Source organism: Candidatus Seongchinamella marina, from assembly GCF_026262685.1.
Classification (GTDB): Bacteria; Pseudomonadota; Gammaproteobacteria; order Pseudomonadales; family Halieaceae; genus Halioglobus; species Halioglobus marinus.
In genome coordinates this window covers 364,743-386,200 of record NZ_SHNP01000004.1, presented here as the reverse complement: position 1 = coordinate 386,200, position 21,458 = coordinate 364,743, and the positions used below count along the sequence as shown (strand labels likewise).

General features: G+C 50.8%; 15 protein-coding genes. 10 read left to right on the top strand and 5 right to left on the bottom strand.

What is annotated here, in order from left to right; genetic code table 11:
- Positions 1-11 precede the first annotated feature (11 nt).
- Positions 12-482, bottom strand: a complete 471-nt coding sequence (locus EYC87_RS13080) for a DM13 domain-containing protein (RefSeq protein ID WP_007228531.1) — start codon at positions 480-482, stop codon at positions 12-14.
- A gap of 652 nt (positions 483-1,134) precedes the next feature.
- On the opposite strand from EYC87_RS13080, the gene EYC87_RS13075 reads away from it, so the two are divergent.
- Together EYC87_RS13075 and EYC87_RS13070 are read left to right on the top strand one after the other, a co-directional pair.
- Entirely contained in the window at positions 1,135-1,602 is a 468-nt protein-coding gene (locus EYC87_RS13075; RefSeq protein WP_007228567.1) for a YfiR family protein, read from the top strand.
- Positions 1,599-3,602: an ATP-binding protein gene (locus EYC87_RS13070; RefSeq protein ID WP_279253272.1), complete on the top strand. Its 2,004-nt coding sequence runs from the start codon at positions 1,599-1,601 to the stop codon at positions 3,600-3,602. The genes EYC87_RS13075 and EYC87_RS13070 overlap by 4 nt, the downstream gene beginning before the upstream one ends.
- Positions 3,603-3,755: 153 nt before the next feature.
- Here EYC87_RS13070 and EYC87_RS13065 read toward each other — a convergent pair whose 3' ends face one another.
- On the bottom strand, positions 3,756-4,928 hold the full coding sequence (locus EYC87_RS13065) for an aromatic ring-hydroxylating oxygenase subunit alpha (RefSeq protein WP_279253271.1): 1,173 nt from the start codon (positions 4,926-4,928) through the stop codon (positions 3,756-3,758).
- 169 nt (positions 4,929-5,097) lie between these two features.
- On the opposite strand from EYC87_RS13065, the gene EYC87_RS13060 reads away from it, so the two are divergent.
- From EYC87_RS13060 to EYC87_RS13050, 3 genes are read left to right on the top strand one after another with little or no spacing between them, the layout of a single operon-like run.
- Positions 5,098-6,642, top strand: a complete 1,545-nt coding sequence (locus EYC87_RS13060; RefSeq protein WP_279253270.1) for a phytoene desaturase family protein — start codon at positions 5,098-5,100, stop codon at positions 6,640-6,642.
- Positions 6,639-8,258, top strand: a complete 1,620-nt coding sequence (locus EYC87_RS13055) for a phytoene desaturase family protein (RefSeq protein WP_007228585.1) — start codon at positions 6,639-6,641, stop codon at positions 8,256-8,258. The genes EYC87_RS13060 and EYC87_RS13055 overlap by 4 nt, the downstream gene beginning before the upstream one ends.
- Positions 8,259-8,261: 3 nt before the next feature.
- Positions 8,262-9,458: an aminomethyl transferase family protein gene (locus EYC87_RS13050; RefSeq protein ID WP_279253269.1), complete on the top strand. Its 1,197-nt coding sequence runs from the start codon at positions 8,262-8,264 to the stop codon at positions 9,456-9,458.
- Here the strand turns inward: EYC87_RS13050 and EYC87_RS13045 are convergent.
- Positions 9,455-10,318 carry a hypothetical protein gene (locus EYC87_RS13045; protein WP_279253268.1) on the bottom strand — a complete coding sequence of 288 codons (864 nt, stop codon included), beginning with the start codon at positions 10,316-10,318 and terminating at the stop codon, positions 9,455-9,457. The two genes, EYC87_RS13050 and EYC87_RS13045, sit on opposite strands and share 4 nt — an antisense overlap.
- A 334-nt stretch (positions 10,319-10,652) precedes the next feature.
- On the opposite strand from EYC87_RS13045, the gene EYC87_RS13040 reads away from it, so the two are divergent.
- Entirely contained in the window at positions 10,653-13,034 is a 2,382-nt protein-coding gene (locus EYC87_RS13040) for a TonB-dependent receptor (protein ID WP_279253267.1), read from the top strand.
- 75 nt (positions 13,035-13,109) lie between these two features.
- Here EYC87_RS13040 and EYC87_RS13035 read toward each other — a convergent pair whose 3' ends face one another.
- Positions 13,110-14,051, bottom strand: a complete 942-nt coding sequence (locus EYC87_RS13035; protein ID WP_007228547.1) for a hypothetical protein — start codon at positions 14,049-14,051, stop codon at positions 13,110-13,112.
- A complete protein-coding gene (locus EYC87_RS13030) occupies positions 14,041-16,050 on the bottom strand; it encodes a tetratricopeptide repeat-containing sulfotransferase family protein (protein ID WP_279253266.1) in 2,010 nt (669 codons plus the stop codon). The genes EYC87_RS13035 and EYC87_RS13030 overlap by 11 nt, the downstream gene beginning before the upstream one ends.
- Positions 16,051-16,222: 172 nt before the next feature.
- Between EYC87_RS13030 and EYC87_RS13025 the strand changes: the two genes are divergently transcribed.
- Genes EYC87_RS13025 through EYC87_RS13010 form a run of 4 tightly spaced genes read left to right on the top strand, consistent with a single transcriptional unit; the run spans position 16,223 to position 21,327 of the window.
- The gene (locus EYC87_RS13025) at positions 16,223-16,789 is read left to right on the top strand and encodes an aspartyl/asparaginyl beta-hydroxylase domain-containing protein (RefSeq protein ID WP_007228639.1); all 567 of its coding nucleotides are present in this window, start codon (positions 16,223-16,225) and stop codon (positions 16,787-16,789) included.
- A gap of 37 nt (positions 16,790-16,826) precedes the next feature.
- Entirely contained in the window at positions 16,827-18,068 is a 1,242-nt protein-coding gene (locus EYC87_RS13020; protein WP_279253265.1) for an MFS transporter, read from the top strand.
- The gene (locus tag EYC87_RS13015; RefSeq protein WP_279253264.1) at positions 18,052-19,200 is read left to right on the top strand and encodes an aromatic ring-hydroxylating oxygenase subunit alpha; all 1,149 of its coding nucleotides are present in this window, start codon (positions 18,052-18,054) and stop codon (positions 19,198-19,200) included. The genes EYC87_RS13020 and EYC87_RS13015 overlap by 17 nt, the downstream gene beginning before the upstream one ends.
- Before the next feature lie 45 nt (positions 19,201-19,245).
- Positions 19,246-21,327, top strand: a complete 2,082-nt coding sequence (locus EYC87_RS13010) for an oxidoreductase (protein ID WP_007228627.1) — start codon at positions 19,246-19,248, stop codon at positions 21,325-21,327.
- Positions 21,328-21,458: the final 131 nt, after the last annotated feature.

The following is a 21,458-nucleotide window of genomic DNA, read 5'->3' as shown; positions in this document are numbered from 1 at the left end:
TCGACGGTTCGTTAACGATATTGAGCTGCAGTGATAAATTGTCCGAAAGCTTCACACCAAATGATTACCGTGTTGTAGTCAGAGGGGTCAATACTCTGAGGAACGGAGACGACGAAGTTTTCGAAGGTTTTCACCGGACCTACTTGCACCATCGCATGCTTTAAATCAGCAAAATCCGCTTCGGTTTCTACAAACTTCGGCGACAGATATAGCCGGTAATCCGGGCCCGGTGCAATCTGCCCCACAAGCGTTACTTCTGCGTCCGAAACCGATACCTCACCTTCCCCCCAGTGCAGCAAATCGCTGTCGCCCAGGTCACGACTGAACTGCCCATGGTAATCCGAACGACTCTGCAGCTGAGCAATGCTGGCGGCTGATGGTGCCTCTGGTGCCATAAGAATTGGGAGAGCGTAAATACCCAGAGCAAAGCCAGCTGCTGCAAACAACAAATGTGATACCAAGAGAATCAGTTTTTTTCGCATCTACCTGCTCAACGTTGAAGGATTATTAGTCGCGTAAATTATATCACCGGCATCGTCAAAGACAGGAATGGTTTGGGGTTAAGCTTGGCATCATTTCGGAAGTAGCACACATCAAGCCATGCTCTGTGCATACACGGGCTACGGTACATTGGCATACCAGTTCGCAGAAGCAGCAGCTGGATGGTCTCTTTCGATGTGGAATATGCAATGCATTTTGCTTCTCAATATGCAATTCTGTTGAGGTCAACGGCACAGCGCGAGATTATATCCATGATGGCTCACCTGTAAAAAAACTGGAGACAAGCTATTTTATGCATTTTTTTCAACGAGTTAGATTGCTATCAGCAACCCTTTGCATTTTAAAACCCTTGGCATGCAACTTGCTGCGCTTGTGCCTAGTTGCGCAGCAACGCAGGATCAATACCTTGAAAAAAAGACTGTTAGACCAACGGATGATGCGATTCTTGGGTACATGCAACAGGCGTAAGGTGCATAGCTTGAGACTTCTTTTTCGGGTTGCCATTGATCGATGAGGGCACTTTGTAAACACAAGGAGTCGATGGCAGTCACGCAACGCCATGCAAGATGCTCATCTCTCGCGTTACTACTCTCGACATTTCTTATCTTTTTTTGGCCGCCACAGTCAGTTGCGATGGAAGAGGATGAACTCAAAGCTGCATTCTTAAACTACTTTTTCCAGCTCATTCGCTGGCCAGAGGGCGTGGAGGCAAGACCAGTGCGGTTTTGTACTGCGGGAGAAAGCCACGTGATTTCGGCTCTGAAGAGCTTAATTGCTGTCAGCGAACATAAAAGCTTTGACGCAGACTTTGCACTGATTGCTACACCTAAAGAAGCGACCGAATGCGATTACGTTTACATACACTCAGACGACAGTGATTTTTCGCTGCCCGTTATTGCCACAACGCGAGGACGAGCGATTCTCACTGTGAGTGACATAGATGGCTTCGCTGATGCAGGCGGCGTCATAGAGTTGAAGCGAGAAAGCTCACAAGTCGCTGTGTTGATAAACATGGACGCTCTCGCCACCCAAGGTTTACAGGCTAGTTCTAAGCTACTTTCTGTAGCAAAGCTGCGGTCGACTAAAGGTGGGACACCGTGAAATTAACCACTTTCCTTACCAGACTATCTTTAAAACACCGGATTATTGTCATTTCAGTGTTCTCTTCTGCCATGGCGTTGTTTCTATCTGCCACGCTAATCATTGCCGGAGACTATATGCAGGCACGTGAGAGGCTTGTGCAATCGGCCAGCGTGCTAGCAAATATCGTCAGTTACAATGCCGGTACTGCTTTGGCGTTCAGAGACAGAACCGCCGCCAACGATAGCCTTTCTATGATTGGTAACTATCCACACATCATTGAGGCTACGATCTTATCAAACGAGGGGGTCGTTTTCGGCGTCTTTAAAAGTCCGCACTTGCGGCATCAAAAGCTACAGTCAGCTTACTCGGAAACTGATACGACACTGGCGCAGAGTTCATCTAAAAAGCGGGTCAGTTTCACTGGGGTTAGTCAGTTCACCGATGATTTTTTGGAGTACGCCACCCCCATAATTTTTGACGAAAAACAGCAAGGAATATTTTCACTTCGAATCGATCTGGCCGGATTGCAGTCGCGCTCATTGTCGTTGCTGGGCGCGGTTTTTATCAGTTTTATTCTCTCGATTTTTTTGGTTTATGGCATGTCTAGAAAGCTGCAGAAAGCGGTGACCAAGCCAATTGATAAACTGGCAAATGCTTTTAACGATGTTTCCATCAACAAAAATTATTCACTGCGCTTAAAAAACCAGACCGCAGATGAGTTGGGTAAGCTGGCTGATGGCTTTAATTCGATGTTGGAAGTGATCGAGAAACGGGACCGCGAATCAGAAAACCTGGTCCACGATCTCAAAGCTGCCACAGCAGCAAAATCGGCTTTCCTGGCCAACATGAGCCATGAAATTAGAACTCCGCTGAACGGGATAATAGGAATAACATCCCTCTTGGATCAGACCACCGACGACAAAAAGAGACGCGCCTACTACACGACGATAGAAAATTCAGCCAATGCATTGCTACTCATAATTAACGACATTCTCGATTTGTCGCGTATCGAGGCGGGGAGGTTTGAGCCCGATGAGTCAAACTTTAAGCTAGATGAAGTGGCTAATCATGTTAGGCGAGTTTTCGAACCGTCTGCAAAAGAGAAAGGAATTGCGTTTGAAGCAGTTTTGGCACCGAGAACTCCACTCGACTTGACGGGGGACTCACGGCGACTGACTCAGGTAATAATTAATCTTGTTGGCAACGGGCTGAAGTTCACAGAAGAAGGTGCTGTCTCCGTTGCCATTTCGGCTGAAGACGTCTCGCTCGATTCTGCCACTCTCCATTTTCAGGTTTTCGACTCAGGCATTGGAATAACGGCCGAAGCCCAGAAGAATATTTTCGATGATTTTTCTCAGGTAGATGGATCTATTACGCGACGTTTCGGTGGAACCGGTCTCGGACTGTCTGTATCCAAAAAACTCGTAGAGCTGTTGGGTGGAGAAATAGGGGTACAAAGCAGAAGCGGCGAAGGTTCTCGCTTCTGGTTAAAAGTGCCGTTTTTGCTGCAGCAGAATTCACGCTTGAGCGCTGCTGACTCAAAGCTTCAGAGGCTCAATGAGCCATCCAGCGAGGCCCAAGAAACTTCAGAAAGAACGCAATATAGCGGACGTGTTCTGATTGCTGATGATTGTGACGTCAACCAATTTATTATGGTTGAGACCTTGAAGACATACGGTCTTGATTCTTTTTCCGTAGACAGTGGGCATGCCGCAATTGAGGCGGTCATGAACAACGCGTTTGATTTGATTTTTATGGACATACAAATGCCTGACATAGGCGGCGTTGAAGCCGCCAGTAAGATACGTAGCTGGGAAAAGGCGCATGCGAAGGCAGGTTCATTGCCAATTGTCGCGTTCAGCGCCAGCGCAATGTCCGGCGATAGAGAGCGTTTTCTGCTCGCAGGCATGGACGACTATCTCAGCAAACCGATGCAAGTTGAAGACCTGGAATTGTTACTGGAAACATGGCTGGGGCGCACTGGGCGGGAAGAACACTCAAAGAAGACTGAAGCATAGAGAGTTCATGCCGCCGAAACATAGAGGTTCAGGTAGCGTGATTTTAGGTCCGGATCTTTGGATGTGCATAGGTTTGTTATCATTGAATAATCAAACTCACGCGCAGTCCTTACCCGCGGACTCATGATTGATGTTAAGTCGTCAGTAACTGCTTCACGTTGCGCCGCGCTGCCACTGGGTGCGCACCCATTGCTGAAAGTCGTAGACCTCATATTCTTCGGCCATTAATGAACCTTCCTGAAAGCGGATACTGCGCAGCCCACGTTGATTCATCTCTGAGGCCATTCCGTCTTGTTCCAGGACGGTAGTGGCGAAGGCCGCAACCTCCGCAGCATTGAAGTCATCTGTCGCCAGCGTTTCTGGCCTGAACAGCCATTCGGCGTGCACCTGGGTTGCTTCTGGTCCTAAAGGTAGCAGCCAGACAATTCGCATATGATCCACATGGCCTACCAAAAACATCGTCGGCCAAAGAGTTTCGTAGGTGTGTCCCCGTTCGATGTCCGCTTCGGTCAGCGCGCTAAAAGGTGTGTCAACCGCTTTGCCATCGGTGGTCCAACTTTCTACATCAGGCGCCAGGCCGGCTTTATATCGAGGGTCTTGACTGACACTGTTTGTTTTCCAGTTTGGGTCATCTCTGGTTTCCATCAGCGAGCGTTTATAAAGAGGCACTAGACGGCTGAGTTCAGGGTGCACCCCCGGGCAGTGCAAGCATTCGCTGAAATTCTCCCAGAATATTTTCCAGTTACAGTTTATTTGCTTGCTGAATCGGTGGCCTACCCGCAGGTCTTCAGCGGGCCAGTTTTTGTGGGCCAGTCCCTTGCCGTCCATCACCGTTTCAATCGCAGGTGCATGGTCGCTGTCCAGATTGATAAACACAAACCCGCGCCACTCCTGAACCGCCACCGAGAACAGGGATTTACTGCTCGGATCAAAGTCCTTTTGTAGGAACTTGCTGGGGGTGCGCTTCAAGTCACCTTGCAGGCTATAGCTCCAGGCGTGATAGGGACAGGTGATGGATTTTCCGCGCAGTTGACCGCAGGTTTCTGTCAGTAAAACGGATCCCCGATGTCTGCAGGTGTTGTGGAAGGCCTGTAGCTTTCCGTGTTCATCACGGAGCACGATAATTTCCTGATCGCCAATTTTCTGTACCTGATAGCTGCCTGTTTCTGACACCTCTTCGGTGCGGCAGGCGTAAACCCACTGGCGATACCAGATAGTATCCAGATCTCGCTGAAATGCGGTTTCGGTCAGGTAGCACTCTGCGGGCAGGCTGGGCTCATTTTTTGTCAGGCCGTTATAGCCCTCATCGTGAGTTTGTGCGTTCATTTTCCTGTGCCCTAAAATAAGCAATCTTAGCGCAAACTAGCGTATGAGCGCCGTGTGATCAAGTGGACAGGATGTCTCGCCCGGCAAAATCCCGGCGTATAGGCGCGGTGGCTCTATCGCCTTGTGCCGGATAATCTGCGCCTCATCCCTCGTATACAGGCAGTAAACTTTGAATCGCTATGACTCAATAATTGTTGGCGCAGGCCATAATGGGCTGGTGTGTGCAGCATATCTCGCAAAAGCCGGCCAAAAGGTTCTGGTGCTTGAGGCATCCGCAGAGCCAGGTGGGCTTGCAGCCACGCGAGAATTCTATCCCGGTTTTATGTCCTCGGTTGCCCATTCGATCAGTTCTTTTTCCAGTAAGGTCATTGAGGATTTACAACTGCAATCACACGGCTTGAACTTGTCCGGTCGGACAATGGATACCATCGGCATGGGGCTCGATGGCAAGCATGTGGTAATAGGCGATGAAATGGTCAGCGGCGTAAGTCCTGAGGACGCGCGCAGCTATGTCGAGCTGCGGCGGCAGCTAAAGCGTTTTGCCAAGGCCCTGGCGCCATTCTGGATGAAGACCATGCCGCGGATTGGTAATAACAGCCCCGGCGAGCTTATGACCTTTGCTCAGCTGGGGTTGAAGCTGCGTTTGCTGGGCAAGGAGGACCTGCTGGAGTTCATGCGCATGGCAACGTTACCAATGCGGGATTTGATGGACGAAAACTTTGACGACAAGGTGCTTAAGGCCGCCTTGAGTTGGGATGGCCTTGCCGGTTCCAGGCTGGCACCGCGGTCACCTAACAGCCCGGTGTTTGCACTGCTGTTTAAAATGTTTGAAGCCTCAGGTGGAATGCATGCCATTCCTGCCGGGGGGATCGCCGGTCTGGTTAATGCGCTGGTGGGTGCTGCTACGGTCGCTGGAGCCGAATTGCGCCTGAACACAGCGGTAGAACGTATTACTGTGGTCGGTGATGAAAGTGGTTTGCGAGTCACGGGTGTAGAGCTAGCTGGTGGCGAAGTCATTGAGGCGAGCCGCGTTATTTCTTGTGCTGACCCCAAGCGAACCTTTCTCAAGTTACTTGGTGGTGCCAATTTAGAAATCGAGTTTGCTAACCGCATCAATCGATTGCGCACTGAGGGACTGGTCGCAAAGCTGCATCTCGCCCTGTCGGCTGAGCCCAAATTTACTGGTATGGGTAGAGCCAATAATAGAATGATCATAGCGCCGACAATGGATAGCATTGAGTTTGCCTTCGACGATGCTAAATATGGCGGTTGTCCAGAGGTCCCGGTGATGGAGGTTTTGGTGCCCTCAATGCAAGATCCGACATTGGCACCTGCCGGGCAGCATGTTCTTTCGGCGAATGTCATGTACGTGCCAGCAGAGTTGCGAGGTGGATGGACCGACGAGGCAAAAAGCAATTTATTGCAGAGGCTGTTAGTGCAACTGGAGCAATATGCTCCCGGTATTTCGGCACAGGTCATACATGCTGAGCTGTTAACGCCACACGATTTGGAACAAACCCATAACGTAACCGGCGGTCACTGGCACCACACTGAATTTGCAGTAGATCAGTTGCTGATGATGCGACCTACCTATGAGGCCGCCCAATACAGTGCGCCCGTACCCGGTTTGTATCTTTGCGGCGCAGGCAGTCATCCTGGCGGCGGTCTGGTAGGTGCTCCTGGACATAATGCGGCCCGGGAGATTCTCAAATGAAGAAGTATGATGCGATCATCATTGGCGCCGGTCATAACGGTTTGACCAATGCAGCCTACCTTGCCCGTGCTGGTTTAGACACTCTGGTGCTGGAAAAGAATGACTACATAGGCGGCGCAGCGGTTACCCGCGAGATGCACGATGGTTGGTTCTATTCCAGTTGTTCCTACGTTTGCAGCATGATGCGCCAGGCTATTCATCGTGACCTCGATCTTTCCAGCCATGGCTTGCTGCTTGTGCCTTACCTCGGCACGGTCAACTTTGGTGATCAGGGTCAAAGGCTGATTGATTACCGTGACGAGGGCGCTGCCTATAACGAACTGCGTCGTCATTCGCCGCACGATGCCGACGCCATGTTTCGTTTTCAGGCCGACCTGGGACGCTATGCGCAATTAATTCGCAAGACTTTGCTGCGCACCCCGCCAGACCCAACGTCCTTTAAACCACGGGATATTAAAGAGCTGCTGTTCCTGGCAAAAGAGTTCTGGTCGCTGGGAGAAAAGGAGCTGTACGAATACGTGCGCTTTTTTACCATGAGCGCGGCTGAATTTTTAGAAGATTATTTTGAGAACGACCTGATCAAGGCAGCGATGGCCAGCCCGGGGATAATCGGTACTGCACTGGGCGTCTATTCTCCTGGCTCCGCTTATATTCTGCTGCACCATGTGATGGGCGATGTGGATGGCAGCGTGGGTGCCTGGGGTCTTGCCAGAGGCGGTATGGGTGCAATCTCTAACGCCTTGTGCAGCGCCATGCAGGCGGCGGGAGGAGAAGTGAGAACCGGCGCCGGGGTAGAGCAAATCATCGTCAAGGATGGTAAAGCGTGCGGTGTGGCGCTGGAGTCCGGTGAAGAGCTTTACGCCGGTATTATTGTTTCCAACCTGGACGCCAAACGAACCTTTACCAAGGTGGTGGATCGCAAGGACTTACCTCCCGGAATTTATGAAAAGGCGAATAACTTCAAGATTCGGGGTTCTTCCGGCAAGGTGAATATCGCCCTGTCCGGCATGCCGACCTTTAGTGGTGTGCCTGATAACCGTTATATCAACCGGGGAGGCCAGGGCTTCTGTGGTTCATTGGAAACTATGGAACGCGCTTACGACTGCTGGAAGCGTGGTCGCTGGTCTGACGACCCCTTTGTTGAATCAGTTATTCCCTCAGCCTGGGATCCAACCGTTGCGCCCCCGGGAAAACACTGGATGTCCAACTTTGTACAGTACTGTCCACCCGAGCTGGCAGATGGCCCGTGGACCCCAGAGAAGCGCGATGCCTTTGGTCAAAGTGTTGTGGATAAAATCGCCCGCTACAGTCCCGATTTCAAAGACTTGATCGTGCACATGGAAGTGCGTACTCCACATGAAATAGAAAATGAGGTTGGCCTCACTGAGGGCAATATTTTCCAGGGTGAGCTGACTATTGACCAGTTGTTATTCAACAGGCCTTTCCCGGGCTATGGCCAATACCGTATGCCGGTGAAAAATATGTATATGTGTGGTTCATCGACCCATCCCGGTGGTGGTGTGTCGTCGGCCTGCGGTGCAAACGCTGCCCGTGAGATTTTACTGGACCTAAAGAGGCCCAATACTGTTCCCCAAGATGACTGTTACGACGAGTAGATTATGAATACAGAAGATCGTTTTGCCGGTGAGCGCCTGAGGGAATCACCCTTTCACCCTCGCCAGTCGGCCTTGAATTTACGCGAGGCCTGGTCGTCTTGGAATGGCTACAAGTTTGCCGACTACTACTACGATGCGGAGTACGAATATTTCTGCATTCGCAATACCTGTGGCACCTATGACATTACCCCCATGCAGAAATACGAAATATCGGGACCCGATGCCGAGGCCATGCTCAACCGGATGGTGACCCGGGATGTCAGTAAGCTGGGTATTAATCGAGTGACCTATGTTTGCTGGTGTACAGACGAGGGACGGATGATAGACGACGGGACGATTTTTCGACTCGCCGACGACCGCTTTATGCTCACCTGTGGCAGTCCCAGCGTAGCATGGTTGCGCAAAAGCGTGCTGGGTTTTGATCAGATGACAGTGCGTGATGTTACTGACGAGACCGCCGCACTCTCATTACAGGGACCTACCTCCTGTACTGTTTTACAGCAAATGGGATTGGAAGACATTGCAACACTCAAACCGTTTGGTATTGCTCATTTCCCGTTCCACGGAGGTTCATTAATGGTTTCTCGGACCGGGTTCACCGGGGATCTTGGCTATGAACTCTGGGTGACGCCGGAGTTGGCACTGACGCTATGGGATGTGCTCTACGCTGCGGGCGAGAACTACGGTATTCACCCCTACGGCGAAACCGCTACCAATATGGCGCGTCTGGAAGCGGGCTTCATTATGCCCGACATGGAATTTAATGAGGCATTGAAAACGGTTCATTTCGAACACGACCATACGCCTTATGAACTGAGCCTGGGTTGGCTGGTTGATTTTAAAAAGCCGCATTTCAATGGCCGTAAGGCGTTACTGGCTGAAAAGCAGCAAGGGCCTCATTACACTCTAGTCAAATTGGATATCGAAGGTAACAAGGTTGCGGACGGCTCTTGGCTATACAGTGATAAGGCCTGTCGGAAAAAAATTGGTTACGTGACTTCCGCGATGTGGTCCCCATCGGCCAAGGCCAATATCGCCCTGGCGATGATAGAGACCCCTCGTTTAAACGGCTCTGTATGGGCAGAAATTTACTATGAGAAAGAGTTGCGGTACTACGAAAAAGTGGCGCGCTGTGAGATCAAGGATCAGCCGTTTTGGGCGCCAGCGAGAGCCCGGCAAACACCACCGCCGCCTTTCTAGGAGGCGGCTTCTTGCTCTTGTTCGATTTCTTTACGCCACTCTGACAAGTTCATGCCAATGGCCGAGAACCCCAAAATCCAAAGGGCTTCGTCCCAGGCATAAACGTAATGGCCTCGGTATATCCAGTAGGCTGCGGCACCCCATAGCAATCCGTACAGCATGAACTTCAGTGCTTTAAGTGCGCTCATCATCCGGCTGCGGGTAATGTCACGCTCCTGCATTCTGACCATGACCTCGATAATCAGCAGGATCAATAGCCAAATGAGGGCCTCCATCAGGTCCAGCTGGGTCAGCTGCTTTTCGATGACCAATCCCGCGGCATCAGTCACTATCAGGTTTTCATCGATCAGGTAAAACTGTGTGCTTGAAGAAAGATGGGCGCAATTTTCTGCATCCAGCTCGGTGTAGTCGAGGTTATAGCCGAACGAGAGTTCTTCTGTGACGAAATCACAGAGATTATTGCTGCCTTCGACCTGGCTAAGACTGTTCAAATCAACCGTTGCGGTGCCATAAGCGAATAATGTGTGCGCTAAAAACACATAACATACTGCCCTGACGGAATGCATGAGTATGACTCGTGCTCGGGTGAATTTTTCGTCGGGTAATGCATAGGTCTCCAGTTCGAAAAGAAACAATAATACGAACCAGGCGAGTTCATCGATACTTGCGGCAAATGCTGAAGTCCAGTCCAGTAACGAGCTGTTTTCATTCAGCGTGTGTTGTGCAATGGTCCAGTCATCGTGGATATAAAAAGCGAAGTTAGCGAGCAAAAGGCTATAAACCGTTAGTTTTATCCACTGTCGGATATTTGTCAGTGGTTGGGAGCGTTGCTCGTTCGCTTTTGGGTTTGCGCTGACCATGATCTTATGAGAGAGTCTCGGGAAATTGGCTTGTGCGGCAGCATAGCGGGGCAAGACTCATAATGGGTGTTCCCTTAAACGCTGAAATATTGAATTTACCGGGTGCAAGCATGAAAACTGACGCCAAAAGAGTCTAGCAGGAGAGCTGATATCAATCGAACGATTGTTTTCGCTAACTTTTTAATGACTCCCGTCCAAGATCGCTTGATCTGGATCAAAATTTATCGGAGTATAGGCGTAGGTCAATCCATTCCGTTGTTCGTCATTCGCAGCACATAGAAGCGTGATGGCATTGGGAAGTACCGCAAAATAACTAACAATGAGACGATAGCGTATGTCGATTAAACAAAGTGGCGCGAACCTACCCAAACATTTTTCGATGACAATAATTGCTCGATCCGTAGCTGCAGCAATGGGCATGACAGGTGCAAGCATTGCCAGTGGCCAGGATGAGCAAAGCTTGGCGCTTGAAGAGGTCGTTGTTACCGCACGAAAACGCACGGAAAGTACGCAGGATGTGCCCATGCACATTCTGTCGCTCACCGGCGATCAAATGAAGAAGCAGGGCCTCGTTACCCTGGAAGATTTTAGCCGTTTTGTTCCTAGCTTAAGTGTGTCGAGCACCTCACCGGGTCAGAATACCATCACCTTCCGTGGTGTGAGTGACGGCGGTGGCTTCCTGGTGGATCCTACGGCCGCTATTTATCTCGACGAGCAACCCATGACCGTCACATCGCAAGCGCCTGATATCTATCCCGCAGATATCGCTCGTATTGAGGCGTTGGCTGGGCCGCAATCAACACTCTACGGCGCAAGTTCACAATCCGGAACCGTGCGCTACATCACCAACAAGCCAGATGCCTCTGCCTTTAGTGCGGTGGTCGGTGCAGAAGTTAACACCACCAAAGATGGCGAAGAGGGCTATGACTTTGACGCCACTGTCAACATTCCCATTATCGAAGATAAACTGGCTATTCGTTTAACGGGCTTTAGTGCCACCGAAGGCGGTTACATCGATAATGTGTTGGGCACAACTGTAGTCGATGGTCCAAACCAATATGGATCTGGCCTCGGAGGCAAAAAAACCAACGCTTCCGTCGTTGATGACGATATCAATAGCGTAGATTGGCTGGGTGCTCGCGCTCAGGTGCGCTGGCTTATGAACGACGACTGGGCTGCCACGGTCGGTATCAACTATCAGAAAATCGAAGCTGATGGATGGAACGATTACGACGAAACGGTTGGTGATTTGGAGACGATCAAATTTAATAAAGAAACTCGCGAGGACGAGTGGTACCAGATTAGCCTTGTTATAGAGGGAGATTTGGGTTTCGCGCAGCTGGTCTCTGCGACATCTTATTATGACCGTGAGATCTATTATGAAACTGATACACAGGCCTACTCAGCTTACTTCCACTATACGTTAGGCATCTACGCGGGTTACCAGGCTTATAACTTCGGGCTTGACCCCATCGGCGCGCAATCAAACGACCAGAGCAACGAAGCATTCACGCAGGAATTTCGCCTGAGTGGTTCAACAGAAAAGATGCAGTGGACGACGGGCGTTTTCTATCAGGAAACGGAAGAGCGCTGGGACTTTATTTCCTACCTTGACGATTATCGTAATTCACCGGCCTTCGAAACCTGGTCGTATTACTACCCAGGTATTGCGCCCACGGACGGTTGGTGGCTGTCGATACAGGAGAGTACCAGGACTGATATGGCCGTATTTGGTGAAGTCGACTACAACCTGACTGAAAAGCTTTCTCTGATTCTTGGTGGTCGCTGGTTTGATGTCGATATTGACCGTGACTATCAGGTGTATCGCCCACAAACGCGATTGGAGCAAGATCTGCAGGCCGGAGGTGAAGATGATGGTTTTGTGCCCAAGGCAGGCTTGCAATATAACTTCACCGATGATGTGATGGTTTATGGTCTTTATTCCGAGGGTTATCGGGTGGGAGGTGTTAACCGAGGCCGTGGCGATCCTACCCTGCCGTTCGAATATGAATCCGATACACTCGAAAATATGGAAATTGGTATTAAGTCCGTCTGGTGGGATGGTCGTTTCCAATTTAACGCGACTGCCTACAATATGGAGTGGAAAGATGTTCAGTTAGAGGCAACTGACCCGAGCTTCAATGTAGGTGAACCGTTCCAGGTTGTTGTGGCAAACCTTGGCGATGCCGAGGTTCAGGGTATTGACATGGACTTAAAGGCTGTCATTACCAAGAATTTTCAAATCGGCTTTAACATGACCTATATCGATAAGGCTGAAGTTGAAGCTCCCACAAGCTATCCTGATGATCGCTTTCCTGGAGGCGAGGCCACACTGGGCCTTGAACCAACCTCGGACTTACCCTTGTTCGCAGACCAATCCTGGTCTGGTTACGCTGAGTATGGCTGGGAAATGGGAATGTTCGGTGGGTCGGACATCTACATAAGGCTGCAACACAGTTATACCGGCGAGTCCTACAACCAGTTGTTCGATGCTAGCTCATCCCCACGCGTGTTGCAGGAAGATTATTCCCAAACTGACATAAGCATGGGGCTGTCGACAGACAGCTGGATGGCGAGGATTTATGTCAATAACCTTGATGACGAGAGGGGCGTAACTTATTACGACTCCAGTGATTTTGACCCGTTCTTTGGGCGAAGTAGCGTCAACATCATCAGACCGAGGAACGCAGGTATCAGCTTCAGGTACAGGTTTTAAGTCTTAGCTGAATTTGTATTGGAACAAAAAAGGGCACGTTGTTACGTGCCCTTTTTTGTGTCCGTTAAATTAGCCCTAGTAGGGCCAGACTTCTAATCCGTGAATGGCGTTGCGAATGTCCATTGTAAGATTAACAGCAGCGACTCGTTGTCCTTCCTGCAAATCATAGATGCTAAGCGTTGAAGGCGAAGACCCGCCCACCACAAATCTCTCGTTCAATGGACAAAGCCCGCGACCAAAGCCCTGGCGAGCGATTCTCGAGTCGTCAACGCCGACAAAATCTAACGCTTCCCGGTCGTAGGTAAGCACTGGCAAGGCGCACTGACGGCCCTCTCTAGAGACGTAACGAATCACATCGTTGCCGGTATCATTCAACAGCACGCCGCCGTTAAATGGTTGGGCGTTGTGGCAGCCCTGGGGCAGGTTACAGACTTCATCGACTGTCATTTCGCCTGTGAGTTGCAACAGGGCGCGCGTATTCAGGCCGCTGATAAAAATGCCTGAACGGGCGACATGTATCATATTGATATGGTAGTTATTGCTGAGAGACGGGCCTCCCGAGGACTCAGGGTCAAAGGTTTGCGCTACCCATTGCTTGCCGTTGCGACTCAAATACACGCCCCAGGTAAACTTGCGTTTAATCAGGTCAAAAGCGAGCACGCTGTCGTAACCGGTGGAGGTTAAGAAGAGTTTGTCATCACGGCGGCTAATTTCATGACAGTGACGTAGGTAAGGGTTGGTATAGGACGCCTCAAGCTTGAAATCGGGCGTGTAACAGAATAGTTCGTCACTGGCGGCTACAAACACCTGATCACTATTAAACTCAATGCCACGTAATCCTCGGTCCCAGCCTCGTCCCGTGAAGTCTATTTCACTCGTATTCCAATCCAGACGTTGTTCTACTTTTCCCTCGGCAAAATCAACAATGTAAAGGCCGCCATGGCTTTGGCCCTTTTCGCTACCTCTTACAACAGATGTGGTCACAAGTTTTGGAAGCTGTGAGAGATCAGCTGCCATTAGAGATATCTCCTTTCTCGGTGGGAAGAATGGTTGATAGTACGTCGATCAGAGGGTTCAGGTTGGTGCCAAACCGCTTCCAGGTGTTGACGGACCGTGAGTAAATAGGCTGCCTGACTTGTTCAGAGCTTGCCGTTCTTACGGCCCTATCGGTATTGTGAAAGTTAACGCAGCCCTCTTCAAACGGGAGATCACAGTAGTCGAGTATTCTCCTAACCTGATTATCCAGATCTGAGACCACGTCCTCATACTGTACATGGAGTACCTTACCCGGTAGCACTGAATCCCAGTAATCCATCATCGATTGGTACTCAAGATAGAATTCACCCAGCTCAAATAAATCGTAAGTAAATGTTTGGCCCTTCGCAAAATGCTGTTTAAAACAACCCAGGCAACTGTCCATGGGGTGTCGTCTGGCATCAATGATTTTTGCGTTGGGCAGAATCAGGCTTATGAACCCGATGTGGGGAAAATTGTTAGGCATTTTGTCGGTGAAGTAAACGCCACCAGCTCGGTAACGCTGAGTTTGAGAAATGTACTTGTCGCCCAGTTCGCGCAACTGCTCACCGCTTAACTCTGAAATGATTCCAGGATAAGCGACTCCGCGAGTTCTGTCGGTGAGTGATTGAGAAACCAGGCTGAGATCAGCAAGCTCACTGGTGCCGTCGACCTGGCTGTGACTGGCCAGAATTTGCTCTAGCAATGTAGAGCCTGAGCGCGGTAAGCCCAGAATGAAAATTGGTGCTGCGTCTTCACAGCCAACTGTTTGTGAGGCAAATTGTTCGAACAGTTCAGCGCTAAACACATCGCGAATCTTGTTATGGATAACCTCTGTTTGTACTGGGTCATAAGCAATAGTCTCGCGATGCGTTTCGTTTGCTCTGCTGTAATACTCAAATGCCTTGTCATAATCCTTGGCATCTTCAAAAGCTTTGCCAAGGGCGAAGCAAAAATGCACCACGGATTCCTTGCTGAGTTGTTCGCTTTCCAGTCGACGGGTCATATCCTCAATCTCGGCGTCATCGAAAACGAATGTTTTCAGGTTCGAGAGGCTGTAGTGAATTTCGCCAAAGTTGGGCCTGAGCTTCATGGCTGCCCTGTAAGCGGCGATGCCTTCTTCCTGCTTGCCCAGCGTTTTTAGCACGTGACCAAGCCCCAGGTGAGCGCCTGATAACGAAGAGTCGATCTGCAAGGCCCTCTGGTAGGATGCTTCAGCTAACTCGGGGCTGGAGTCCATTGCCAGTGCAGCACCAAGAAAATAATGCGTTATCGCATTGTCGGGCTCAATTTCACGGGCCTTTTTCAGGGCTTCAATGGCTTCGGTAAATTTACTTTGTTCTTTCAAAGCAGTACTCAGGTCATGCCAGGCCTGAATAAATGGAGGAGCCATCTGAACAACCTTGCGCAGCAGTGCCTCAGCATCGTCATAGCAATGGGCTTGTATTGCGATTCTCGCCAGCAGCGCGGCTGCGTTGACGTCTTGCGGGTTTTGTCTGACCAGTTCTTTAGCGACAGTCTCAGCTTCTCTATACTTGCCCTGGGCAAACAAAACAGATGCCTGCTCTATTTGTCCTTTCTGTGGTGATAGAGCACGCGATCGCGCAAACGCTTCTTCCGCTTTATCGTCATGCCCCGTCGCTTTTAATGCGCCGCCAAGCTTGAAGAAACTCTCGGCGCTTTGCGGATTGAGTTCAACAGCCTTTACAAGAAAAGGAATCGCTTCTGAGGGCTTTTTCAGGTTTAGCAAAGCGGTACCCAAGTCCTCCTGTGCGCGCGGAAAGCCGGGAGCAATTTTTACCACGCGACGTAGAGTTTGCTCTGCCTCATTCAACTTGCCCTGACGCATAAGGCTGGTGCCCAGTAATGCAATGAAGTTGACATCCGAGGGATCAGTTTCAAGCGCCTGCAGGCAGACAGACTCTGCCTCCTGGTTGGCATTTTCCTTCATCAGGTCTACGGCGCGTTTGAATAGATCTTTCAAGTTCATTGGGTCGGTCACTGAAAATCCTGAAATATAGGGGTGGCGGCTTTATGGTGCATTCAAGGGCGTTGATGATCAGACGACCTCTATGCTAAAAATAGCTGCCTGAATTAGGCGTTAAAGCATAGTAATATAGTGACACAGATGCCAGTGTTTTTCTGCGTTCAGGTGTCATGAAAGAGAGCTAGTTATGGATATAGGAGTCCCGCTGCGGGAATTAGGCGAGTTCGATATTGAGCCACTGAAACAGGCTATTTTGGGTCTGGACGAGGGTGTCTGGCATGGTAACGAGTATCGCCAGGAGACCTATGAGGTTCATGAGCAAACCCAGTCAGTCGTGCTGGTGTTCACTGATGGATCCGGTTGGCCCGATATAGAGGTGCGCAAGGAGGCCGGTTGGGACATGCTCTCAGAACAGGCTGTGCCCTTGATGCATGCGATTCTTGAGCAGTATTATCCGCCCGGAGGCACCATAATTAGAGCTATGGCGGCAAAATTAGTGCCCGGTGGGGTGATCAAGCCGCATCGAGATAGCCATCCATCGTTTCACTACGGGCATCGTATTCACATACCAATTGTCAGTAACCCACGGGTCCGCTTCATGCTAGACGGAAGACCCTACCGGTTTGAGGTAGGCAAAGTTTACGAAATCAACAACCAGAAAAAGCACAGTGTCATGAACAAGGGCGATGCCGGACGTATCAATTTTATCTTTGATTACGTGCCTCCACAAAATATTGGCCAGGGTGCTGGGTAGTGTTTTATAGCGTTGGCCTCCAAGAGCTTATCGCTTAATGCAAAGTCTAAAACGCTGGCTGGTGATGGCCATACTGTGTTTTTCCGGCGGTATCATTTTTCTGCTGCCCTTTCTGCGTGAAGTGTATTACATACCCATGCAGGAAGCCTTTGGCTACAGCAATACCCAGATGGGCGTGCAGATGAGCGTGTTTGGATTCACATCGCTGCTCAGCTATTTTCCCGGCGGCTGGATGGCTGATCGATTCTCCCCACGCAAACTGATGACCAGCAGTCTGATAGCAACGGGCGTGGGCGGATTTTACTTCGCGAGTTTTCCGTCTTATGAAATTGGCATTGCTATCCATGCCTTCTGGGGAGTGAGCATCTCTCTGATGTTCTGGGCGGCGATGATTAAGGCCACAAGGAGTTGGGCTCAACCCGGTCAACAGGGTCGAGCTTTCGGCATTCTTGAAAGTGGCCGGGGCATTGCTGAACTCATGAGTTCGAGTATATTTTTGGCAATATTCGCCTGGCTGGGCAGTAATGCGACTGCTCTGTCCCAAGTGATTAATCTGTTCGCGGCTACAAATATACTGCTTGCTGTGATGGCCTGGCTTATTCTCGATGATGAGGTTCGGCAGCAGGGCGATGCTCCCACCAAGGTTGGCGTACAGGAGGTTCTTGAAGTTTTAAGGATGCCCGCCGTCTGGCTGATCGCTATCGTGGTAATGACTGCTTACAGTGCCTATTGGGGTGTCTACTACTTGACTCCCTACGCAACAGATGTTTTCGGTTTGAGTGTTGTTTTGGGCGGTGCCATAGCGGTTGGAAAAATGTGGCTTAAACCTTTTGCAGCGGCTGGTGCAGGCTTCATCGCCGACCGCTTTGGTGTATCCAAAACCGTTTTTGTTTCATTTATAATCGTCACTGCAGGGTTCATTGTGTTTGGTATTTTACCGGGTGGTCAGTCTTGGCTGATTGTCATGCTAATCAACGCGGCGATTGTTTCTGCGGCAATTTTTGCTTTAAGGGGTATTTACTTCGCGCTTCTTGAAGAAGGCGGGGTCGATGCAGCAGTCACCGGCACTGCTGCAGGTGTTATATCGGCGGTTGGCTTTACACCTGATGTTTTCATGCCGTTGCTAGGCGGTGTTCTGCTTGATGCTTATCCTGGTGCAGAGGGCTATCGCTACTTCTACTTCGCGATAGCGATTTTCTGTGCGGCTGGGGCCTTGGCAAGTTGGCAAATTATGCGTAATACCAAGAAACGGTTTCAGCTTAATGCCGCCCATGCTTGAATCTACGCTGCCGAGTTTTTGGTATCTGAATAACGATGTTTTTCAGATAGAGCGTGAACATATTTTCATGCGCGAGTGGTTATGTGTAGGCAGGAAAGAGCAAATTCCGAATCCGGGCAGTCACCGAGTACTCGATTTGTACGGAGAGAGTGTTTTGCTGCTGCGTAACAGCGACGGCCAATTGCGCGCTTTTTATAATGTTTGCAGACATCGAGGTGCGCGCCTTTGTCCCGATGCACACGATGCTTTGGGTAGCCATGGAGTCACTTTGAGCGGCGGCGTAATGGAAAGCCGCTCTATAAGGTGTCCCTATCACGCATGGACGTATAGTCTTGACGGAGACTTGCTGAGAGCGCCGCACCTGAAAGCTGAGACTGAGATAGATTTAGCGAATTTGAGTCTCCATTCGGTTTCTGTGGCAAGCTGGGGCGGCTTTGTATTCGTTCATCTGACTCCAGATGAAGCGCCAGATTTTCCTGCCCAGATCGCAACCACCGACACTCAGTTCCAGCGTTATCCTCTTGCGGAACTTGGAATTGGCCACAGCATTTCCTATGAGGTGGCCGCGAACTGGAAAGTGATCTGCGAAAATTATAATGAGTGTTATCACTGTGGCCCTGTGCACCCGGAACTTTGCGAAGTGGTTCCGGTATTCAAGCAGCGAGGGGGCGCTGAACTCGACTGGGACCGGGGTGTTCCTCATCGGGAGGGTGCGGTCACGTTTACGGCTTCTGGTACTACCGAAAGAAGAATGTTCCCCGGACTTAATGCTGATGAGCGGATTCGCCACAAGGGCGATCTGGTTTACCCCAACCTGTTTTTGAGTGCCTCCAGTGACCATGTTGCGGTGTTCGTATTGCAGGCAAAATCTGCCAATCTTACGACCATCGATTGCCATTTTTTGTTCGAGTCCCATGAAATGAGCAAGCCCGGTTTTGACCCTTCAGACGCTGTTGATTTCTGGCACAAGGTCAACTGCCAGGACTGGGCTATTTGCGAGCGAGTGCAACAAGGTATGAATTCGAGGGTGCATCGAGCCGGTATATTTTCACCCATGGAGGATTGGAATCTGGATATCAGGCGCTATGTTACTGATCGTATCGGCGCTCATGTTTCGGACCTTACTGAATAAGCTTTCAGCTTGATCAATGCCAGCGCAGTTACCGGGAGAAAGTGAATGAACCCTAACTATGAGATATTGTTTGAGCCAGTAAAAATTGGTCCCGTCACGGCACCTAACCGCTTTTACCAGGTGCCGCATGCCAGTGGCATGACCGAGGCCAATCCACGGGTCCGTGCCGCTTTCCGGGCTACCAAGGCTGAGGGTGGCTGGGGCGTCGTCACTACGGGAGCGGTCTCTACCCATCCCTCGTCCGACGATAGTCCGCTGCCTTTTGCCAGGCTATGGGACGATAATGACATTCGCTCTCACGCGTTGACCTGCGATGCAATCCATCAGCACGACGCTCTTGCCGCTGTAGAGTTATGGCACGGCGGCGCAGCGGTGATGAATCGTAGTTCGCGTATTGCGCCTTACTCTCCTTCGGGTATTCCCTGGGCTGCCACTCATGTGGGTTTCATGGGGCAATTACGGCCGCGGGTGATGGATCAACAAGACATTCGTGATGTTATTGGCTGGCAAGTGGCTGCCGCTCGGCGTGCTCGCAGTGCCGGTTTTGATATTGTTTATATTTATGCGGGCATGGGTTACCTCGGCTACGAGTTTCTGTTGGATGACTACAACCATCGCACTGATGCCTACGGTGGCAGTGTGGAGAACCGGGTGAGGTTTGTGCGCGAATTAATCGAGTCTACCAAGGACGCCGTGGGCCAGGATTGTGGCGTGGCGCTGCGTATCAGCCTGGAAGAGCTGCGTGGCAAGGCCAGTGATAATTTCGCTTCACAGGCGCACGAAGTAGTAAGCCTGCTCTCCGACCTGCCGGATCTGTGGGACGTTAAAATGGACTCCAGCCCCACAGACTGCGGAGCCTCTCGCTTCCGCCCGGAAGGGGCGCACGAGCCGGTCATTGATTTTGTACGCACGGTCACTGACAAGCCCGTTGTGGGGGTAGGGCGCTTTACTTCCCCCGATACTATGGTGTCGCAAATCAAGCGAGGTGTGCTGGACTTAATAGGGGGTGCAAGACCCTCGATCGCCGATCCATTTCTGCCTAATAAAATACGTGAGGGCAGGGAAGATGAAATACGTGAATGCATAGGCTGTAACATCTGCATTTCCAGCTGGCACGATGGGGTGCCGGTACGCTGTACCCAGAACGCCACAGCAGGAGAAGAATGGCGCCGTGGCTGGCATCCTGAAAAAGTTTCCCCGGCAGCCAGCAATGACAACATTTTAATTGTAGGCGGTGGTCCTGCGGGGCTGGAGGCCGCGCTTATCGCAGCTCGGCGCGGATATCAGGTGACGCTCGCTGAAAAGGCGCCTGAATTCGGTGGCCGACTGCGTTTTGAAACCAGTCTTCCTGGCCTGGCCACCTGGGGCAGAGTGCGCGATTACCGACTCTATGCGCTACAGAAAATGGGCAATGTGAACCTTTACAGTAACAGTGAGATGGGTGTGGATGAAGTGCTGGGGCTGGGCCATCAGCGGGTCGCTATTGCCACCGGAGCCCGCTGGACGCAAGCCCTCTATTCTTCTTTGGAAATCCCTAAAGGCGAGTTAAAGGGGCCGGGTGTGTACACGCCTGACGACCTGGCGGCAGGTAAAGTGCCCCGGGGTCCGATACTGGTTTATGACTTCGACAACTATTATCTGGGGGGGGCGATTGCAGAATCCCTGGCCGGTCAGGGCATGTCAGTGACTTATGCTACGCCCGCTGGGCATGCGTCAGCATGGACAATCATGACTAACGAACAGCCGTTCGTTCATCAGAATCTGCACAAACTGGGAGTAGATATCACTACCCAGGCGTTGCTGGACAGCTTTGAAGCGGGGCTGGCTACCCTTAGTAATATTTTTACTGGGGAATTATCAACGTTAGAGGTGAGTTCAGTGGTTATCGTGGGGCTTAGGCTGCCTGCGGATGATCTGTATCAGTCCCTATGTGATCGCGAGGCCCAATGGCAAGGCGCTGGCATTGAGTCCGTTGAGCGAATTGGAGATGCGTTTGCTGCGGGCGCTCTGGTGCATGCTGTGCACTCAGGGCACGCCTGGTCTCGTGGCTTGGATAATCCTGATGCTGAAAATTATTTGCGAGATATCCCTATCGCTGAGTTCCCCCCAGGCCCGGTGATTAATTGATGCCTGACTGGCTCTGTGCCCGGATACAACTCGTCTTATGGCATGTTGTAATAGCCAGTGATAGTCTGTGAACAACTCTGACAGGGTGTAGGACGTGGACGTCGCCCTGTTTTTCGAGGAGCTCGAAGCTT

What these genes read in the sequence shown, in the direction of transcription:
- EYC87_RS13080 (WP_007228531.1), bottom strand. Translation starts at nt 482, where the DNA reads ATGCGAAAAAAACTGATTCTCTTGGTATCACATTTGTTGTTTGCAGCA.
- EYC87_RS13075 (WP_007228567.1), top strand. Translation starts at nt 1,135, where the DNA reads ATGGAAGAGGATGAACTCAAAGCTGCATTCTTAAACTACTTTTTCCAG.
- EYC87_RS13065 (WP_279253271.1), bottom strand. Translation starts at nt 4,928, where the DNA reads ATGAACGCACAAACTCACGATGAGGGCTATAACGGCCTGACAAAAAAT.
- EYC87_RS13055 (WP_007228585.1), top strand. Translation starts at nt 6,639, where the DNA reads ATGAAGAAGTATGATGCGATCATCATTGGCGCCGGTCATAACGGTTTG.
- EYC87_RS13050 (WP_279253269.1), top strand. Translation starts at nt 8,262, where the DNA reads ATGAATACAGAAGATCGTTTTGCCGGTGAGCGCCTGAGGGAATCACCC.
- EYC87_RS13045 (WP_279253268.1), bottom strand. Translation starts at nt 10,318, where the DNA reads ATGGTCAGCGCAAACCCAAAAGCGAACGAGCAACGCTCCCAACCACTG.
- EYC87_RS13040 (WP_279253267.1), top strand. Translation starts at nt 10,653, where the DNA reads ATGTCGATTAAACAAAGTGGCGCGAACCTACCCAAACATTTTTCGATG.
- EYC87_RS13035 (WP_007228547.1), bottom strand. Translation starts at nt 14,051, where the DNA reads ATGGCAGCTGATCTCTCACAGCTTCCAAAACTTGTGACCACATCTGTT.
- EYC87_RS13025 (WP_007228639.1), top strand. Translation starts at nt 16,223, where the DNA reads ATGGATATAGGAGTCCCGCTGCGGGAATTAGGCGAGTTCGATATTGAG.
- EYC87_RS13020 (WP_279253265.1), top strand. Translation starts at nt 16,827, where the DNA reads ATGCAAAGTCTAAAACGCTGGCTGGTGATGGCCATACTGTGTTTTTCC.
- EYC87_RS13015 (WP_279253264.1), top strand. Translation starts at nt 18,052, where the DNA reads ATGCCGCCCATGCTTGAATCTACGCTGCCGAGTTTTTGGTATCTGAAT.
- EYC87_RS13010 (WP_007228627.1), top strand. Translation starts at nt 19,246, where the DNA reads ATGAACCCTAACTATGAGATATTGTTTGAGCCAGTAAAAATTGGTCCC.